This window comes from Cohnella boryungensis, assembly GCF_042651945.1.
Taxonomy (GTDB): Bacteria; Bacillota; Bacilli; order Paenibacillales; family Paenibacillaceae; genus Cohnella; species Cohnella boryungensis.
In genome coordinates this window covers 61,399-78,250 of record NZ_JBHSED010000021.1, presented here as the reverse complement: position 1 = coordinate 78,250, position 16,852 = coordinate 61,399, and the positions used below count along the sequence as shown (strand labels likewise).

The following is a 16,852-nucleotide window of genomic DNA, read 5'->3' as shown; positions in this document are numbered from 1 at the left end:
TATGCTTTATAGGTATAAAAGGCATCTTTTTTGTATTTTCTATCAAAGGAAACCAGTCCTTTATGGTTTATTCCGTCCTTTCCGCCTTCTGCTCTTGCATCAGAGCCAAAATCAAACATGTTCCAGACATGGGTTGCCCATATATAAGGCCGTACAAACAATTGCTTGATTAATTCCTCATGATAATGGGCTTTTCTCTTCCTCCCTCCATATGGCACGCAATATAGGGTATCTCAGCCCATACGATCATTCCTCGTTCATCGCACAGGTCATAAAAATACTGGTCATGCTGATAATGGGCAAGCCTTATCGTTGTAGCACACATCTCGCAGATTAAGTTCATGTCTTCGTTTTGGTGTTCCGGCAACAATGCATTTCCTATTTCCGGACGGTCTTGATGTCGATTTACACCGCGCAATGGGTAGCTTTCTCCATTCAGGAAAAATCCTTTTTCCGGGTCAACCTTGAAGGAACGGCATCCTAATCTGACATTTCGTCTATCCAATTCCCTCCCATTTTCAACTAATCTGACTTCCAAAGAATAGAGGAAAGGGTCCTTCCGTCCATTCCAAAGATACACCTGACTTATCATCAATTTTACCCTGGTCGTAACCGCAGCTGTAATTTGTTCGGCTACTACCTGATCTGCAGCTTTTACCGTATAAATGATCTGCTGTGAAGGCAATGTGCCTGTAAGAGATACTTGAACATCAACTTCAGCATCGCGGCCATTTACGACAGGAGTAACCATCACACCAGGACCACCATAATAATCCAGGTCAAAATGGGATTCAGGTACTGTTATAACCGACACAGCTCTGTAAATCCGCCATAAAAAGTAAAATCTGCTTCTTGTGGATAAACTCTTGCATTGGGAGCATTATTAACTGCAACCACAATAAGATTCTCGTCTGCCAGCAAGTCTGTAATATTCACTCTCCATGTTGAATATCCGCCATCGTGGTACCCTGCATGGTGCCCATTCACATAAACATCAGCTGACGAATTAGCAGCTTGAAATTCAAGTTATACAAGCCTTTCAGCAGAAATATCATCCTTGCACAGCTTTTTGGCATAATAACAAGTTCTCCGATGATAATCATTTCCACCGTCCTGCCCGTCTTTTCCATTCCACGTATGGGGAAGGTCTACCGCTTCCCAGTCATCCGGAAGGCCCTGAGGGATATCCAAAGCTGTTTTTGAAAAATACCATGCTTCATTCCATTGTTTAATCATAATTTATTTCTCCAGTCGTTATTATCGAACAGCTCGGTGCGGAATTACTCAACCGCCTTGCGTACTTCGCCTTCGGTTATCCCTACTTCATTGAAACTATCCACTCTTACATAAACCGGTTCACCTTTGATCAACGCTCCAATCGTGAGCTGGTTGACACCAAATACCATATGACTGTGATAGAGTTTATCCGGCGTAAACCCCCACAGCACGTTGTATCCGACAGCATCGTCATTATCCCATGTAACGGAAAGATCAAGCTCGCTCAACAGTTTGGTTTGAACGCCGGTTACTCTTTTCGGCAATTCACCTTCACCGATCCCAAACACTCGCAAACCGGAAATACATGCATTCTGGTTAAAAGGGAGTTCCTTAACAGTGCATCTGATATACCGCGCCTTTACTCCGCCTTCTTTTACAACAAGATCATGCGGTAAATCGGTATCCGCTTCTGATTTATCTTCCATTACGAAATATTCCGTTCCGTCAACCGAGCCCTCTAGAAGCCACCTAGTCACATGCTTCCTCTCGTCCAAGTATCTTTGAATTTGTCCGACTTGCTGTAGCGTTGCTCCCTCAGGAAGCGGAAGGTTCAACTGATCATCCGCAAAATTAATTTGTACAGCGCGTACGTCGCATACCTGCTTCAGATCGACTTCAAACCATTCACCGGAACGATTAGACGCCGCTTTCCACCACGTTTGAACATTCTCGTTTGTCGCTTTGGATGCGTCTTTTCCCTCTTCGAACGAGGAAGCTTTCGCCGGCTTTCTGTAGGAAAGCAGCATCCACTCCGGATTGTTCCATGGATTCAGGGCTGCTTGGTCAATCTGAAACGGCCAGTCGCCATAGCGTTGATTGCAGAACAATTCTCCGTCTTGATCGAAGCCTGCCGGCCATAACCCAATCCGTCTTTCAAAAATATGGTTGACGCTGACTCTCATCGTCGAACTGTGCCATACGTTTCCGTGCTTATCTTCCATGGTAGATCCATGTCCTGCTCCTGGAAGAAAACCTCCGGGCTTATAAGAGTACGGATTATTTTTCGCAAGCGTAAATGGCCCGAGCGGGTTATCCGAAATGTAGACCCCGTCCGCATAAACGTTATATTGCGTCCCTGGTGCGGAATACTGGAGATAGTATTTGCCGTTATGCTTATCCATCCACGCCCCCTCGATATACGGATCTACATTCCCGAGGGACTTCCTGATGATTTGCAAAAACTCCTCCGTAGCGCCGGGATTCATTTTCACATGGTTTTTAACCATCTCCTCGACCTCTTTCGGCGGTCTGGGCACGTGATTTTCGCCATTTCTTTCATAACCGATAACCGCAATGTTGCTCTGCACGAGGGCGATCGGTTCTCCGATAGGCTGCATATTCTCCGGATTTAGTTCAACCCCGTAAAGCGGCGTGACATTGGAGCATCCCCAGTAGAAATAAACCCTGCCGTCGTCATCCAAGAAAAGATTCGGGTCCCAGAAAGGAAATGTCCCTTCGATTTCTTCAAACGAGCCGTTAATTGGATCTTTCGATCTGTAGAAGGAACAGTTCTTGGCTTTACTCGATGCAGAAAAATAAATATATTCTCCGATGACCCGAACATCCGGGGCATAGTCGTAAACCGGCACATCCTTCAGCGGATGGAAGGTCCAATCGGTCAAATTGTCGCTGACAAGAAATCCTGCCGTCATCGAAGGAAACAGATAATATTGGCCTTTGAACAAAATCATTGAAGGATCCGCGGCTTCCCTATAAGTGACGTTAAGCCCTCTTGAATCGGTGTATTGATATTTGTATTCCATATTGATCGGGTTGCACATATACGTCATTTTCGTTCGCTCCTCTTCAGATCGCTACTTTTTCGTTAAATTGGCTATGATACAAATCCGCGTAAAAACCTCTTTGTTCCAACAACTCCCGATGGTTGCCCCGTTCCACGATCTCTCCGTTGTTCATGACAAGGATCAGATCGGCATCCCGGATCGTGGACAGCCGGTGTGCAATGACGAAGCTCGTTCTGCCGGCCATTAATTCCTTCATGGCTTTCTGAATATTCATCTCGGTCCGAGTGTCGACGCTGCTCGTCGCTTCGTCGAGGATCAGGACGGTCGGGTCGGCGAGGATCGCCCGGGCGATCGTAAGCAATTGTTTCTGCCCTTGCGAAATATTCGAGGCGTCTTCCCCCAGCATCGTATCGTAGCCATCCGGCAGCTTGCGGATAAAATCGTCCGCGTAAGCGCTTCGGGCGGCCCGGACGATGTCCTCTTCCGTCGCTCCTGCGCGTCCGTAGGCGATATTGTCCCGGATTGTTCCGTTAAACAGCCACGTATCCTGAATGACCATACCGTATCGGCTTCGGACTTGCTCCCGGCTCATATCCTTGTAATCGACGCCGCCTAGCAAGATGCTCCCTTCGTCGACCTCGTAAAACCGCATCAACAGGTTAATCAGCGTGGTTTTGCCCGCACCCGTCGGTCCGACGATGGCGATGGTCTGGCCTTCCTTCACGCCAAGATCGAATCCGCGAATGATCGGCTTGGCTTTCTCGTAACCGAAGCTGACGTTCCGGAAGCTAACGCTCCCCTCGATTTTGTCGGCAGGGCCGATCGACGGCTCGTATCGGTCTTCCTCTTCTTCATCCAGAACTCGGAATACCCTCTCCGCGGAAGCAATCGCCGCCTGGATCACATTCATGATACCAGCCACTTGCACCAACGGATAATTGATCTGCTGCGTATATTGGATGAACGCTTGAACGTAGCCGATCCGCATATTTCCGTTCAACACGAGAACGCCGCCGACGATGGCGATTAATACGTAACCGATGTTGCCGACAAAAGTCATCAAGGGCATCATGAGGCCGGAAACGAACTGCGCCTTTCTTCCGGCATCATAGAGCTTCTTATTCATCTGATCGAAGGATCGGATCGCTTCCTCTTCGTACCCATACGTTTTCACGACCCGATGACCGCCGAACATCTCTTCGACGTGTCCGTTCACATTGCCTAATTCCGCTTGCTGACGAACGAAAAACTTCTTGGATTTTCCTGCTATCCATTTCATCGCAAGAGCGCTCAAAGGCAAGGTGATCCCGATCACAATCGTGAGCCACGGACTGATATAGAGCATCATCGCGACGATCCCGACGACGGTCAGGAAGGAGCTCATAATTTGCGAGATCGCCTGTTGAAGAGAAGTATTGATGCTATCGACGTCGTTAACCGCCCTGCTGAGCAAGTCGCCCTGGGAATGCCGGTCGAAATATCGAAGAGGCAAGCGCGACATTTTCTCCGTGACCTGTTGTCGCAATGTCGCGGTTACCCATTGAGCAACGCTGGCCAGGACATACTGCTGCAAGAAGGAAAAGAAAGAAGAAGAAGCATACAGTCCGAACATCATGATTAGCCATTTGCCGAGCCATCCGAAATCGACGCCCGTGCCTTCCCTGTAACTGTCGAACAAGAAATTCGTCGCGTCCCCGAGCAGTTTCGGGTTGACGACGCTGAACAGTGTGCTCGCGATGGCAGCGAACCCGACGAACGTCAGTTTGCCTCGATGGGGCTTGAGGTATCCCACCAACCGCCGGAGCGCGTTCCCGTTGTTTCCCGTCATGCGCTCTCCTCCTCCGTCAGCTGAGAAGCAACGATTTCCCGATAAATGTTGTTTGATGACAGCAACTCTTCATGGGATCCGATGCCTGAGATTGCTCCCTCGTGAAGCACGATAATCCGATCGGCGTCCTTCACCGTGCTGACGCGCTGAGCGACAATCAAGATCGTGGCATCCCCCGTGACCTGCTTCAACGCTTTCCTTAACTCGGCATCCGTCTTATAATCCAGCGCCGAGAAGCTATCGTCGAACAAATAGATCGCAGGCTTCCTCGCGAGAGCTCTTGCGATCGACAACCGCTGCTTCTGGCCGCCCGAGAAATTGGCTCCTCCTTGCGCGACTTCTTCATCCGCACCCTTCTCCTTCGAACGGACGAAATCCAAAGCTTGCGCGATTCGGAGCGCTTCTTCCAGTTGATCAGGCGCTAGCTGATCTCGGCCGAACGCCACGTTATCCGCAATCGTGCCCCGGAATAAGGACGCTTTCTGGGTGACATACCCGATGCGTGACCTGAGTGATCGCTGAGGCATATCCCGAATGTCCACGCCATCGATGAGTATCGCACCGCTCTCTACGTCATATAAGCGCGGAATGAGTTGCAGCAGCGTCGTCTTGCCCGAGCCCGTGCTCCCGATAATCGCCGTCGTTTCGCCCGGTCCGGCTTGAAAAGAAACCGATCGAAGCGCCGGATTCGCGGCTCCGGGATAACGAAAGGTGACCTCCGCGAATTCGATACGGCCCTTGATCTCGGTTGCAAGCTTGTTGCTCCCTGCGTCCGCGATCGTCGGTTCGAGTCGCAACACGTCGGCAATCCTATTGGCTGAAGCTTGCGCTCGCGGAATCATGACGAACATCATCGATAACATGATCAGAGCGACCATAATCATCATCGCGTATTGCAGGAATGCCATAAGATTACCGATTTGCATGTGCCCTTGGTCGATTCGAATTCCGCCGAACCAGACAATCGAAACATTCGTTACACTCATCACCATGGACATCGCGGGGAACAAATAAGCCGTTATTTTGTTCACCTTGATGCCCGTATCGCGATAATCTTCGTTCGCCTGGTTAAACCGCCCATTCTCGTATTCCGTCCGGTTAAACGCGCGAATGACGCGAATGCCGCTTAACTTCTCGCGAATGATCAGATTCAAGCGATCCGTCTTTAGCTGCAACAAACCGAATAAGGGAACGGCTTTCCGCATGATTAGGAAAATGATTCCCGCCAATACCGGCAACACGGCAATAAAAACCAAGGAAAGCATCGAATCCCGATAGAACGCTAGAAGGATGCCCCCCAGAAGCATGATGGGCGCGCGGGTCATCATCCCGAACAGCGCGTTGACCAAATCCTGCACTTGCCGGATGTCGTTCGTCGTTCGCGTCATCAGCGAAGCCGGTCCGAAACGTTCGAATTGCTGCAAGGAGAACTTCTGTACTTGAACGAACAGGGAGCGTCGCAAATCTTTGCCGAAACCGTGTGCGACTCCGGATGAGAGGTAATTCACGCCGACGGTTAGCGCCACCGCGAAGATGGAGCAGAAGAGCATCCACCCGCCGGTCTGGTAGACGTAGTCCATATCCTCTTTCGCGATGCCGAAGTCCACCATGTTCGCCATCAGCGTAGGCAAATACAGTTCGAGCATGATTCCCCCGAACATCAGGATGAGAAGCGCTGCAATCGATTTCTTGTAGGGCTTCAAATATCGCAATAATAAGGTCATGTACGCCCCTTCTCCGAATCGTATATTCGGGTATCGAGATAATCGATCGATTTCTGCAGCAGATTGGACAACATGCGGCTTTCCTCGGCTCCGAGATGCTCCGCCAACCCTTCGTAAAGCTTGCGGGAATATCGGAGAACATCGAAGGCTTGCTGTTTCCCCTTCTCCGTCAACGAAACCCGAACGATCCGACGGTCTATCGGATCTTTGGCGCGGACGATCAAATCCCGTTCGACCATATCGTTCAACAGTTGGGATACGAACGGGGAAGTCACTCCCAAATACTCGCTGAGCTCCAACACGCTCATACGGTCTTGCTCTCTTTCCATGAGGATCAGCAACATACGGGCTTCGTTTACTTTTCTGCTAGCGGCGTCTATGCGGGTATCGATATTTTTGCGGTACAGACGTCCGAAAACCTTCATGAGTTCCAACGATTCGTGATCCATGCGACTCTCCTTTCGCGATAATAACCGAATAGGTAAGTTACTTATTTATTCGATCTAATTCGATTGTAAAAAATGGCGCATTACATCACTAACACTTTGCAGACTTTTTCGCTAACACTTTCGAGACTTTTTGGCCGGCTCGGAAAACAAAAAAACCTTCGAGCTTTTTGTAAGCCCGAAGGGTGCCTTGTGGTGTCTCTCTTCTTGAAGGTAATGACTTTATAAATCGATCGCATAGTATCCTATTTGCTGAATTTCATTCAGAGAAATATCATCAGAGTGTTTTGGTCATAATAATTGGCCAAGGATAATTTTGGCGGGGTATTCTACGAATAGTGTACGATTGTTAATATCCTGCAATCCTTCGCAGATGCTGGCAGATATACCGTCGCCGGCGATGTTCTTCGCATACCTCTGTGCTTCGTCCATATTATTGGGAGTTGATCGATCGCCCATAAAAATATATTAATTTACAACATGATATGATATATGCCGCTGCCCACTTCGCAAATGACGCGGCCATTTATATAAGAAACATAATTAAAATTGGATTGAAGTCGATGCAAGTCCTTTTCGCTTCCGTTCAGCATAAAGGTCGCAGTTGAATTCGCAGGTACAACGAATCTGTAGTCCACTCCGCCATCGGTTTTCTTCCAGCTGGATTCGATTGTGCCATATGGGGATTCATACCTTGCAAAAGCGTGCGTTAACGTGCCGCCTAGCCATGGTTTAATCACAAAGTGCTTATATCCCGGTTCCTCGATGAGGGGGCGAACACCGGTCACACCTTCAAAAAGGAAATTACATACCGCCCCGTAGGAATAGTGATTGAGAGAAAGAGTCAGCTCGCCCTCGGGAGAAACGCCTTTCCAGCTTTCCCAAATCGTCGTTGCTCCTTTGGTCACTGCGTATAACCATGACGGGCTGGACTCCTGTTCCAGCAGTCGGAAGGCAACATCCGAATATCCGTGCTCAGCCAATACGTGCAGAATAAACGGCGTGGAAAGGAAGCCTGTATTCAGATGGTAATCCTGCTCGACGACAAGCTCCGCAAGCCGATCGGCTATAGCTTGTTTCCGTTCCTCATAGGCCAAGTCAAAGGCCAAGACTCGAACATAGGGAGCTTGTCTGCCTTCTAATATTTCGCCATTCTCTTTAATAAAGTAATGGTTATATACCCGCTTGATCTTCTCGTACAGTTTCGTGTACTGCTCCGAGTCTTCCTTCTTTCCCAGGATTCCGGCTATTTCAGAGAGCAAGCGAGTGGAGTACCCGTAATAGGCAGTCGCTGTCAGTGGATCGCCTCTGAACATTCTCGTTTGAATTTCGGCGCCTAATTGTTCAGTGCTTTGGTGGGTATCGGCTTCCAGCCATTCCCCCCAGTGAAACATCGTATCCCAGACATAATTTGCATCCAATTCCCCATCCGTATTGTTATGGTAATAAGCTTCATCTTTGTAGTGTTCGTTACGATTTTCGGCATTTGTTCTCATGTATTCGACCCACGCTTTAGCAGAGTCATACTGCCTTTCCAGAATCGATTTGTCTCCATAACATAAATACATCGTCCACGGTGCAATCACCGCTGCGTCTCCCCAGCCTGCGGAACCATCCAGATAACCGGGTTCTCCTGGTTTGGTAGAAGCGAGCATAGCCACCATCGGGTTGGCGACGTTTTTTATGACTCGTTCATATTCATCCACGCTGTGGAACCCTAGTACTTGAGGGACCGTAGAAGCTACCGCGCCGGACGGAAACTGTTCAGCCGCGAGGTCGGCCAGCCACTTTTCATAGAAAGAATATACGTTCATAAAATCCGTAGCCGTTCTAGCGAACAACTGAGCGTCGCCGGTCCACCCTGCCCGCTCTCTGGTCGGACAATCCGTCGGTATTTCCATAAAGTTTCCTTTCATACTCCATCTGGAGTTGGAAACTAACTGATTGATCAGCGGGTTGGAACAGGAAAAGTCGCCCGTCTCTTCCATGTCGCTGTAGATTGAAACGGCTGTAAATTGCTCCGCTTTAAGTTCTCCCGGATAATTTTTCAACAGGACATAACGGAACCCGAAAATAGCGAAATAGGGCCGGTATGTTTCTTCAGATTGTCCATTCAAAATGTAGTGAATTTCCTGGAAATCTGTCATCGGTCCCGTATGTTCCAGGTTTGCCAACGTAAAATCCCCATTCTTGTCCAACGTTTCGCCGTGTACCAGAATGACTTCCGTCCCCGCGTCGCCTTGCACCTTCATTTCAACCCAACCTGCTATGTTTTGTCCGAAGTCAAGCACTGTTTCTCCATTTGGGGTGACTATGATTCGGGGAGAGAATTTCTCTCTGGCCCGTACTGGCAGGCTGGAGGCTACCAGATTGTCTGTCCCATAGTCCTTGATATGGACTGCGGTCCATGCCGAATCGTTGAATCCGGCCATATTCCATCCCGCGACATCGATTCGGGCATCATTGATTTCTCCCGCTTTCAAATCGGACTTTAGCAGAGGCCCGAAAGAAGTTTTAAACGACTCGTCGCTGCCAATGATCTCCCGGCTTCCATCTTCATAGCTTAATACCAATTGTCCCAAATAAGCCACTTTATAACCGAAATTGTTTTTTAGCACAACACCTGTGGAGCCTCTCCACCATCCATCGCCCAGAATAATCCCCCAAGCGTTGGCACCTTCCTTCAAAAGATGCGTCACGTCATACGCTTGGTATTGCAACCGTGCGTAATAGGATGTAAATCCGGGTGTGAACAGGTGGTCGGTTCCCTCCGTGCCGTTCAAATAAAATTTATACAACCCTCTTGCGGTCATGTAGGCTTTAGCCGAAACAAGTCCGGTTCTCACGTGAAAATCTTTGCGAATATAAGGCGCTGGCTTATAAACGTCAGGATTGACCTCATCTTCAGGTTCGATCCATTTCGCTTTCCAGTCTGCTCCCGTCAGCAATCCCATCTCGAAAAACGCCGGGGCTCCAAACGCTGATTCGTTCCCATAATTATCCCAGACTTTTACCCGCCAGAAAACCCGGTCCATCGACTTCAATTCAAGCCCGCTGTAAACTATTCTCTGAGATCGACCCAGTACCTTGCCGCTGTCCCAGAACAATTGTTCAAAACCTACGCTGACAGAGGCTTGAACTTGATAGCCGTTTTGAATGACGTTTTGGTCGTCGCTTTTGATTTTCCACGATAATCGCGGAGACTTGTTATCCAATCCTAAGGGATTGTTCAAATTTTCTGTCCGTAAACAATAGACACCCAACATTCTCATCATCCTCCTTCATTATAGGAAAAACAGGCTTATTTATCCGCGGTATCTGCGGAGAAATCGCCTCCAGTTCCATTTTACAGCAAGTATCAAAGGATTTCTTAGTCCAAAAGTTAAGCACTTTTTTATCTTTTATTAAGGTGTTAAAATAAAAGTTATACGGAGGTGAGTTCGATGAATAGCAAGGAGCTTGACGCCTATTTGAGAAAACGGGACGAAATTGAATGGATGGCCTTGAAATCCCCTGAAGACATCTATGCAGGTTACGAGGCGGCCGTCCCTCAAGTGAACGGGATTAAAACGATTCTCGAGCCCTTTCTGGTACCGGGAAAACAAATCGCGTTCTATAAACATCCTCGTTATATCGCTACCCCTGAGCATCGTCACGAATTTTTAGAGATAAATTTTGTTTATTCTGGCCAGTGCAGGCAGGTCATTAACGGAAAACCGGTTGTTATGGACTCCGGAGAATTTTGTATTATGGACTCTAATGTTATCCATTCTATTGAGAAACCGGAAGATAACGATATTATCATCAACTTATTAATGAGCAAACGCTTTTTTGATATTGATGTAATGAAACGTTTATCAGGAAACGACCTCATGTCTGAGTTCCTAATTAACTCTATTTATAGGAGTCAGGATCACAATAATTACATTATTTTCCGCTCCTCGAGCAACCAGAATGCCCATACCTATATGCAACAAGCGCTATGTGAGTACTTCGAACCGACATTCGGTTCGGAAGAAGCAATAAACTGCCATGTTATTCTCCTGTTTACCGAGCTTATGAGGGACTACAAGGAGTCAAATCCGACTAAACGTTCTGGTCCGACATCCAAAGCGCCGATCGCAAAGATCGTCCAGTACATTAATGACAACTATAAGCAGGTAACACTCCATACTTTAGCATCCCATTTTAACTATCATCCGAACTATCTCAGCAATCTTCTAAAACAACATTTCGGATACGGATTAATGAGAATGGTACAAGACATAAAAATAAAAGAAGCGACCATGCTGCTCAAATATACGGGGATGTCAATTGGAGAAGTCGCGCACGAGGCGGGTTACTCTAACATCACACTTTTTTATAAGAATTTCAAAGAACGTCATGTCGTGACGCCGTCTGACTATAGAAGAATGAACAGGTAAGAGGCCCACCCACATATGCCGGCCTGCTTAAAAAGGCCAACCCGAAAACAGGCTGGCCTATTCATATCAAAGCTGCGATCATTTGCGATCAGGTACGTTGTTTATTCGGGAGAGATGAGAGTGAAAATCACTAGGGCCACTTGGAGACTTGCAATTTGGTGCTCCCTTATCCCCCCCCTGTCTGCCATACCTCCCCCCTCCCCTCTGATTCGATCGATCGGCTTAATTTCCGGTATTTCGCCGTGCATTCGTCTTCAATGGCGCCGCTCCAATTCAGTCCGAAGGCGAAGCCATTGACGTTGCCTTCCGTATCGATATAGCACTCCATGTCGTGCGGGACGTCTTCGAACTGCTCTTCTACCGTTCTCATATTGGCTGGCATTTGAAACGGTAATAAACCGGACGGCTCGAATGCTCCCGAAATCATGTTGGCGTTTTCCCACCCAACAAGTTTTTCCAGGCCGGAAAATACCGTTTCGGAATGTAGACTTTGCTGCATTTCTTCATCGGAAGCGTCTGTCCCTTGTTCTTCAGCAGGACGATCGACTTCAACTGCGCTTCAAACGCTTCTGGTCTGGAGCAAAGCTATAAGATTTACGAATGTGAAGACTGCAGGGATTGTCCACTGAAGGCAAACTGCACCAAGGCCAAGGGAAATCGGCAGGTACACTGGAATACGATCTGGGAAGAGCTAAAGGCAAAGGCCAAAAAAGCCCTTGAGGATGACGAGGAATCCGCGGTCTATGCTCGGCGTAAAGTCGAGGTAGAAAGCGTGTTCGGTCACATCAAGGGCAATCGCTCGTTCCGTCGTTTCTCCTTGCGAGGGCTGGAGAAGGTTCACACCGAGTTTGGGCTCAACTTTTTATTTTAGGGACTTATTGGACAGCCTCTTGCCGATGATCAAATATCAACATTAGAGTCTGTAAAATCATTTGTAAACTCTCATACCTGCTAAAATAAAAGCAACAGAAAACTTATGACTCACTTTCATTGGGACGTTTGCGGACCATCAGTACATGCTCGCATATGAGAGTCGTTTCACCACGCTGATTCGTTACTTCAACGAGCTCGACAACGAATCCATAATTGCTGCGTTTGGGGTGATCGCGTTTTTCTTTAATTGATGCCTTAGCGCGAATTGTATCCCCAATGAACACTGGCTTTACGAAACGAAGACGATCGTAACCATAAGAGAATGCCTCGGGATTAATCTCGCCGGCAGTCATTCCGACTCCGATGCTAAATATCAGTGTGCCGTGCGCAATACGTTGTCCGAAATCTTGGGTACGGCACCACTCGGCATCCATATGATGCGGGTAGAAGTCTCCGGTCTGGCCCGCATGCAGGACAATGTCCGCCTCGGTTATTGTACGACCGGTGGAGACACGCTCAGTACCCGTCACATAGTCTTCGTAATATAGTGAATTCAATTTAATCCCTCCTTGGAATTAATGTCTCGGATCAATTTTGGTTTTTATACAGCCAGCGTCATGCCAAGCGCCCGCGTAATGCCATCTGCACGGTCTCGCAGCTTCTCCAGCAGCTCGCGCTCGGGAACCTCTAATCCAGGCACGGTAAGCCACGGCACGGCGAGCGCCGCCGCGAATCCGCTTGCTGGATTTCCAATCAATACGGCATAATCACACACTCCAGTATGGGATTCGCTCTCCGCCAAGCTCCGCCCCGTCGCTTTAGCCTGTTCAAGTTTGTTACGTATCGCCGACTTTTCCTCATCAGACGATGCTTGATACCCCGCGTGATGCTCGAACAACCATTCCTGCTCTTCTTTTGACAGAAAGGCGGCCAGCAACCGACCCGATGCCGTTCCAAGAGCGTCGAATCGTCCGCCAACCTCGACGGAAAGCCGGTACTTAAGCGGACTCTCCTCTTGATGCAAGACTAGCAAATCCGTGCCGCGCAACACGCTGAGATGGCATGACTGTTTGAGCTCGTCTGCCAATTCACGCATTGGAATTGAAGCCGCGCGCAAGAGTTGGTCTACTGGCGAATGGAGATGAGCTAACTCAAACAGCTTAAGGGTAAGTCTGAAATTTCCGGTGTGTGCGTCCTTGGCGATATACCCTTTCTCTTCTAAGAAGCCAACTACGCGGTACAATTCGCTGGTGCTGCGCTCAAGCGTCCGGCACAATTCTGTTATCGACATCGGAACTGTACTTTGCGACAAGGTCTCTAAGATCTCCAGCCCTTTCTCGAGCGCCGGCACTTTGTAATCCTTCATATCCCATCTTCCTCTTTCATAGCCGTCCACAACATGTCATTAAGCCTGCGAACAAGCGCTTTGTTGTCATGCTCGGCTCCAGTGATGAAATCACGAATTAAGGCTCCGGCCCGCTCTTGAAATGCGATATATCCATCAAAACGCGGCCTAACAGAACCATTGTCCAATGTCCGAAGGGTATCGGCGAAAAAATTGTTCGTCAGCCGATTCGCATCTTCATCAAGCCACGCGCTGCGATGACCGGGTTGCCCGCCATTCTTGACGAAATCGGTTCGTTGGAATTCTCCGTTTGCAACCATTATAACGAATTGGATTGCAATTTCAGGATTCCGGCATCGTTGCGAAACGGCTAGTCCAACGCCTCCAATCATACTGCCTTTCGATTCTCCATCTACGGAAGGAATATTCGCAAATTTAATTGGATTTGTAACGAAGCCTTCTCTGGCATAATTCGAATAACCATAAACAAGTGGAATGTAGGCGACTTCGTCCGTCTCTCCCATGCGCTGAAGCATCGCAATCGGATCCTCGTTCGCTGACATGAGGTGCATATAAGAAGCAAGCTCTCTCAGCGTTTCGAGCGCGTATTCACCCGTTTCCAGCTCAAGCGGGGTACCGTCGCTCCAAAACTGCAGCCCTGCATGCTGCGAACTTAACGTAAAAAAACTGGCGAACGCATGCACCGGGACAAACGGCAAACCGATCGACATTCCATTGGGCAAGGCCTTCGCAAGGCTAGAGACCTCTTCCCATGTCTTCGGAATACCCGACCCATGCCGTTCCAGAAGATCGGCGCGATATGCGCCGACCTGGGCAGCGGCATCGAGAGGCAGCGCCAGTTGACAATCGCCCCACGTATAGCTCGCATAACTCTGACCCACGCTGTTCGCTGCTTGATCGCTTAGGAAATCAGCCGATAGCCAACTATTTAGCGGCAATAGCAAATCTTGCCGGACGGCTGCGCCAAGGTGCGGATGATCAATCATAATCAGATCGTAACGGTCGGCGAGCAGTTCCAAAGGGTATTGTTCGAAGTCACTCAGTGACCGTGCGTCCCATTCAATGCGTACGTCAGGATGCTTAGAGGCAAACACAGCTGATGCTGCCTCAAGCGGACGGATGCCTCTTTCGTGATTCCAAGTCATTCCTCTTAACGTTATCACGTTTGATTTCCTCGTTTCGGTCTGACGCCGTGCGCCGATATTTATTAGCTGTTAATCTCCTCCAGAAACACTGGACGGCGTTCCGCCATTGAACGGTATGCGGCAAATACCATCTTTAACGTAAGTAAGTTATCTCTTACGCTGTTTTCTGGCTCGCGGCCATCTTCGATGGCCCGCATCAGTTCGCCCATCGTTCCCATAAATGCATGCGGGAACCAACGACCTTCGAGCTTCGGCTCCTGCCATACCGATAGCGATAGCTCTTTAGATAGGTAACGAATCGTATCCTCTCTGCCTTCAGGGTAATTGTACAACGCGCCATTCGTCCCCGTAATGATCCCTTTCGTCCCTTCAAAACGAAAGGTCGCATACCAATCGTCCATAGGCGCCCAATTGTTATGGTTGTCATGGACAAGTCCCCGGATTTCCCCTGGAAAGCGCAAGTGAATCGTCGTTCGAGTCTCTCCTCGGCACACCTGGCCGGGATACCTGGCTCCATCGGCGAATACAGCTTCTGGCGTACCGAACAAAAAGCGGATGGAATCGAGGTAATGAATACTATGGTACATGATTTCAAGCGTTTCGATATCCCTAAGGAAAGGCCAACCTGCGAAGTCCGTATGAACATTAACTTGTACATCCGCCTGAACAGGCTCGCCTAACCACCCCTTCTGTATGATCGCATGACTTGCCCGAATACCGGGCGCCCAACGCATCTGTTGATTTACTGCGCCGCGTATCCCATATTCGTCACAGATATCGGCGATTTCCACTGCGGCCGCGTACGTCTCTCCGAGCGGCTTCTGGCAAAGCACATGCTTGCCGGCCTTAGCCGCCATTCGCACAATTTCGGGCTGCAGATCGGCCGTTAAGGCGATATCGACGATCTGAACATCCGGATCCTCGATTAATTCCTTCGCGGAGTCGTACACCTTAGGAATTGCAAAGGCTTCCGCTGCTTGTTCCGCCCGTGCGCGCGTTCTGTTCGTAATGCCGACGACATTAAAACCGGCCATTTCATATGCGGGAAGATGGGCTTCACGCACAATCTCTCCCGCGCCTATGATACCAATGCCGAGAGATCTGTCTCTCGGAAGCTTAGGCTTATAATCTAATTGGTTTGCCAATTCGCATCCCGCCATTCTATAAGGTCTCATTCCGACAACCGGTAGAACCGATCCGCCGTCCCGCCCAATATTGCCTGTCGCTCCTCTTCGCTATAATCCGCTAACACGGACATAGTTGCTTCAATAACCGTTTGGTAATCTCCAGCCAAGTTGGCGACTGGCCAGTCGCTTCCAAACATGAGTCGTTCCGATGTAAAATGAGTCCGGGCAAAATCAATATAGCGCTTCCAGTCCAACGCAGTCCAATGAACAGGGTCTGAAGCTGTATTTAGGCCGGATATTTTAGCATAGACGTTGGGGTAGGCAGCGGCTTCTGCTAGCTGTGACGCCCATGGTTCCCATCCCTTCTCTCGAATCGGAGGCTTTGCCAGATGGTCGATCACCATGTTAAGGTTCGGCACATGCGCGGCTAGAAACGGCACGTGCTTCAAATGGTTCGGAAACACCGCCACTACGTCAAAAGTCATTCCAAACGATGCGAGCACCTTGAGACCTTCGATAACCTCGGGACGCACAATCCAGTCGGGATCAGCCTCTTCGTGAATCAGATGCCGAACTCCTTTAAAATAGCGGTTACGGGTAAATTGCTGAAGCAAGCGATACGCCTCGCTCGGTCGATCCAGCGGAACCCAGCCGACGACGCCTGCCACCCAATCATACTGGGCTGCCGTCTCCAGCATATATTCAGTATCCTCTATGGAGTCCATCGCTTGTACAATGACAGTCTTGTCTACGCCTGCATCTCTGAGAAGGGGCTCCAGCTCCGGCGCTTCGAAGGTCCGGTAGATGACGCCGTGCTCCGGCTTTAACCAGGGATAAGCGACTTTATCCAAATTCCAGAAGTGTTGATGGGCATCGACGATCATGCATAAGCCCCC

14 protein-coding genes and 2 pseudogenes are annotated in these 16,852 nt (G+C 49.1%); 2 read left to right on the top strand and 14 right to left on the bottom strand.

What is annotated here, in order from left to right:
* Positions 1–169: 169 nt before the first annotated feature.
* The 8 genes and pseudogenes from ACFO1S_RS12850 to ACFO1S_RS12815 all read right to left on the bottom strand — a co-directional run bounded on the left by ACFO1S_RS12850 (position 170) and on the right by ACFO1S_RS12815 (position 10,287).
* Positions 170–814 (bottom strand): glycoside hydrolase family 2 TIM barrel-domain containing protein, encoded by a 645-nt coding sequence (locus tag ACFO1S_RS12850; RefSeq protein ID WP_204605339.1) that lies wholly within the window; start codon positions 812–814, stop codon positions 170–172.
* Positions 802–1,014 (bottom strand): annotated as a pseudogene (locus tag ACFO1S_RS12845) (hypothetical protein); the annotation flags it as partial. The gene ACFO1S_RS12850 and the pseudogene ACFO1S_RS12845, both read right to left, overlap by 13 nt.
* A gap of 12 nt (positions 1,015–1,026) precedes the next feature.
* Positions 1,027–1,236 (bottom strand): hypothetical protein, encoded by a 210-nt coding sequence (locus ACFO1S_RS12840; RefSeq protein WP_204605338.1) that lies wholly within the window; start codon positions 1,234–1,236, stop codon positions 1,027–1,029.
* 44 nt (positions 1,237–1,280) lie between these two features.
* Entirely contained in the window at positions 1,281–3,068 is a 1,788-nt protein-coding gene (locus ACFO1S_RS12835; protein ID WP_204605337.1) for a family 43 glycosylhydrolase, read from the bottom strand.
* Between the two features lie 16 nt (positions 3,069–3,084).
* The gene (locus tag ACFO1S_RS12830; protein WP_204605336.1) at positions 3,085–4,851 is read right to left on the bottom strand and encodes an ABC transporter ATP-binding protein; all 1,767 of its coding nucleotides are present in this window, start codon (positions 4,849–4,851) and stop codon (positions 3,085–3,087) included.
* Positions 4,848–6,575: an ABC transporter ATP-binding protein gene (locus tag ACFO1S_RS12825; RefSeq protein ID WP_204605335.1), complete on the bottom strand. Its 1,728-nt coding sequence runs from the start codon at positions 6,573–6,575 to the stop codon at positions 4,848–4,850. The genes ACFO1S_RS12830 and ACFO1S_RS12825 overlap by 4 nt, the downstream gene beginning before the upstream one ends.
* Positions 6,572–7,024: a MarR family winged helix-turn-helix transcriptional regulator gene (locus tag ACFO1S_RS12820; protein ID WP_204605334.1), complete on the bottom strand. Its 453-nt coding sequence runs from the start codon at positions 7,022–7,024 to the stop codon at positions 6,572–6,574. The genes ACFO1S_RS12825 and ACFO1S_RS12820 overlap by 4 nt, the downstream gene beginning before the upstream one ends.
* A 470-nt stretch (positions 7,025–7,494) precedes the next feature.
* The gene (locus tag ACFO1S_RS12815; protein ID WP_204605333.1) at positions 7,495–10,287 is read right to left on the bottom strand and encodes a family 78 glycoside hydrolase catalytic domain; all 2,793 of its coding nucleotides are present in this window, start codon (positions 10,285–10,287) and stop codon (positions 7,495–7,497) included.
* A gap of 177 nt (positions 10,288–10,464) precedes the next feature.
* Between ACFO1S_RS12815 and ACFO1S_RS12810 the strand changes: the two genes are divergently transcribed.
* Positions 10,465–11,445: an AraC family transcriptional regulator gene (locus tag ACFO1S_RS12810; RefSeq protein ID WP_204605332.1), complete on the top strand. Its 981-nt coding sequence runs from the start codon at positions 10,465–10,467 to the stop codon at positions 11,443–11,445.
* Positions 11,446–11,611: 166 nt separating this feature from the next.
* Here the strand turns inward: ACFO1S_RS12810 and ACFO1S_RS12805 are convergent.
* Positions 11,612–11,872 (bottom strand): annotated as a pseudogene (locus ACFO1S_RS12805) (hypothetical protein); the annotation flags it as partial.
* A 96-nt stretch (positions 11,873–11,968) separates the two neighbouring features.
* Here ACFO1S_RS12805 and ACFO1S_RS12800 point away from each other — a divergent pair.
* Positions 11,969–12,316 carry a transposase gene (locus ACFO1S_RS12800; RefSeq protein WP_204605331.1) on the top strand — a complete coding sequence of 116 codons (348 nt, stop codon included), beginning with the start codon at positions 11,969–11,971 and terminating at the stop codon, positions 12,314–12,316.
* A 103-nt stretch (positions 12,317–12,419) separates the two neighbouring features.
* Here ACFO1S_RS12800 and ACFO1S_RS12795 read toward each other — a convergent pair whose 3' ends face one another.
* From ACFO1S_RS12795 to ACFO1S_RS12775, 5 genes are read right to left on the bottom strand one after another with little or no spacing between them, the layout of a single operon-like run.
* Entirely contained in the window at positions 12,420–12,875 is a 456-nt protein-coding gene (locus ACFO1S_RS12795) for a MaoC family dehydratase (RefSeq protein WP_204605330.1), read from the bottom strand.
* Positions 12,876–12,919: 44 nt separating this feature from the next.
* Positions 12,920–13,684, bottom strand: coding sequence for an IclR family transcriptional regulator (locus ACFO1S_RS12790; protein WP_204605329.1), 765 nt, complete (start codon positions 13,682–13,684; stop codon positions 12,920–12,922).
* Complete coding sequence (locus ACFO1S_RS12785) at positions 13,681–14,847, bottom strand: ABC transporter substrate-binding protein (protein WP_378126887.1); 1,167 nt, start codon at positions 14,845–14,847, stop codon at positions 13,681–13,683. Before ACFO1S_RS12785 ends, ACFO1S_RS12790 begins: the two co-directional genes overlap by 4 nt.
* A gap of 44 nt (positions 14,848–14,891) precedes the next feature.
* Complete coding sequence (locus ACFO1S_RS12780; RefSeq protein ID WP_378126886.1) at positions 14,892–15,974, bottom strand: Gfo/Idh/MocA family protein; 1,083 nt, start codon at positions 15,972–15,974, stop codon at positions 14,892–14,894.
* Positions 15,975–16,000: 26 nt separating this feature from the next.
* Positions 16,001–16,840, bottom strand: a complete 840-nt coding sequence (locus ACFO1S_RS12775) for an amidohydrolase family protein (protein ID WP_204605327.1) — start codon at positions 16,838–16,840, stop codon at positions 16,001–16,003.
* Positions 16,841–16,852 lie beyond the last annotated feature (12 nt).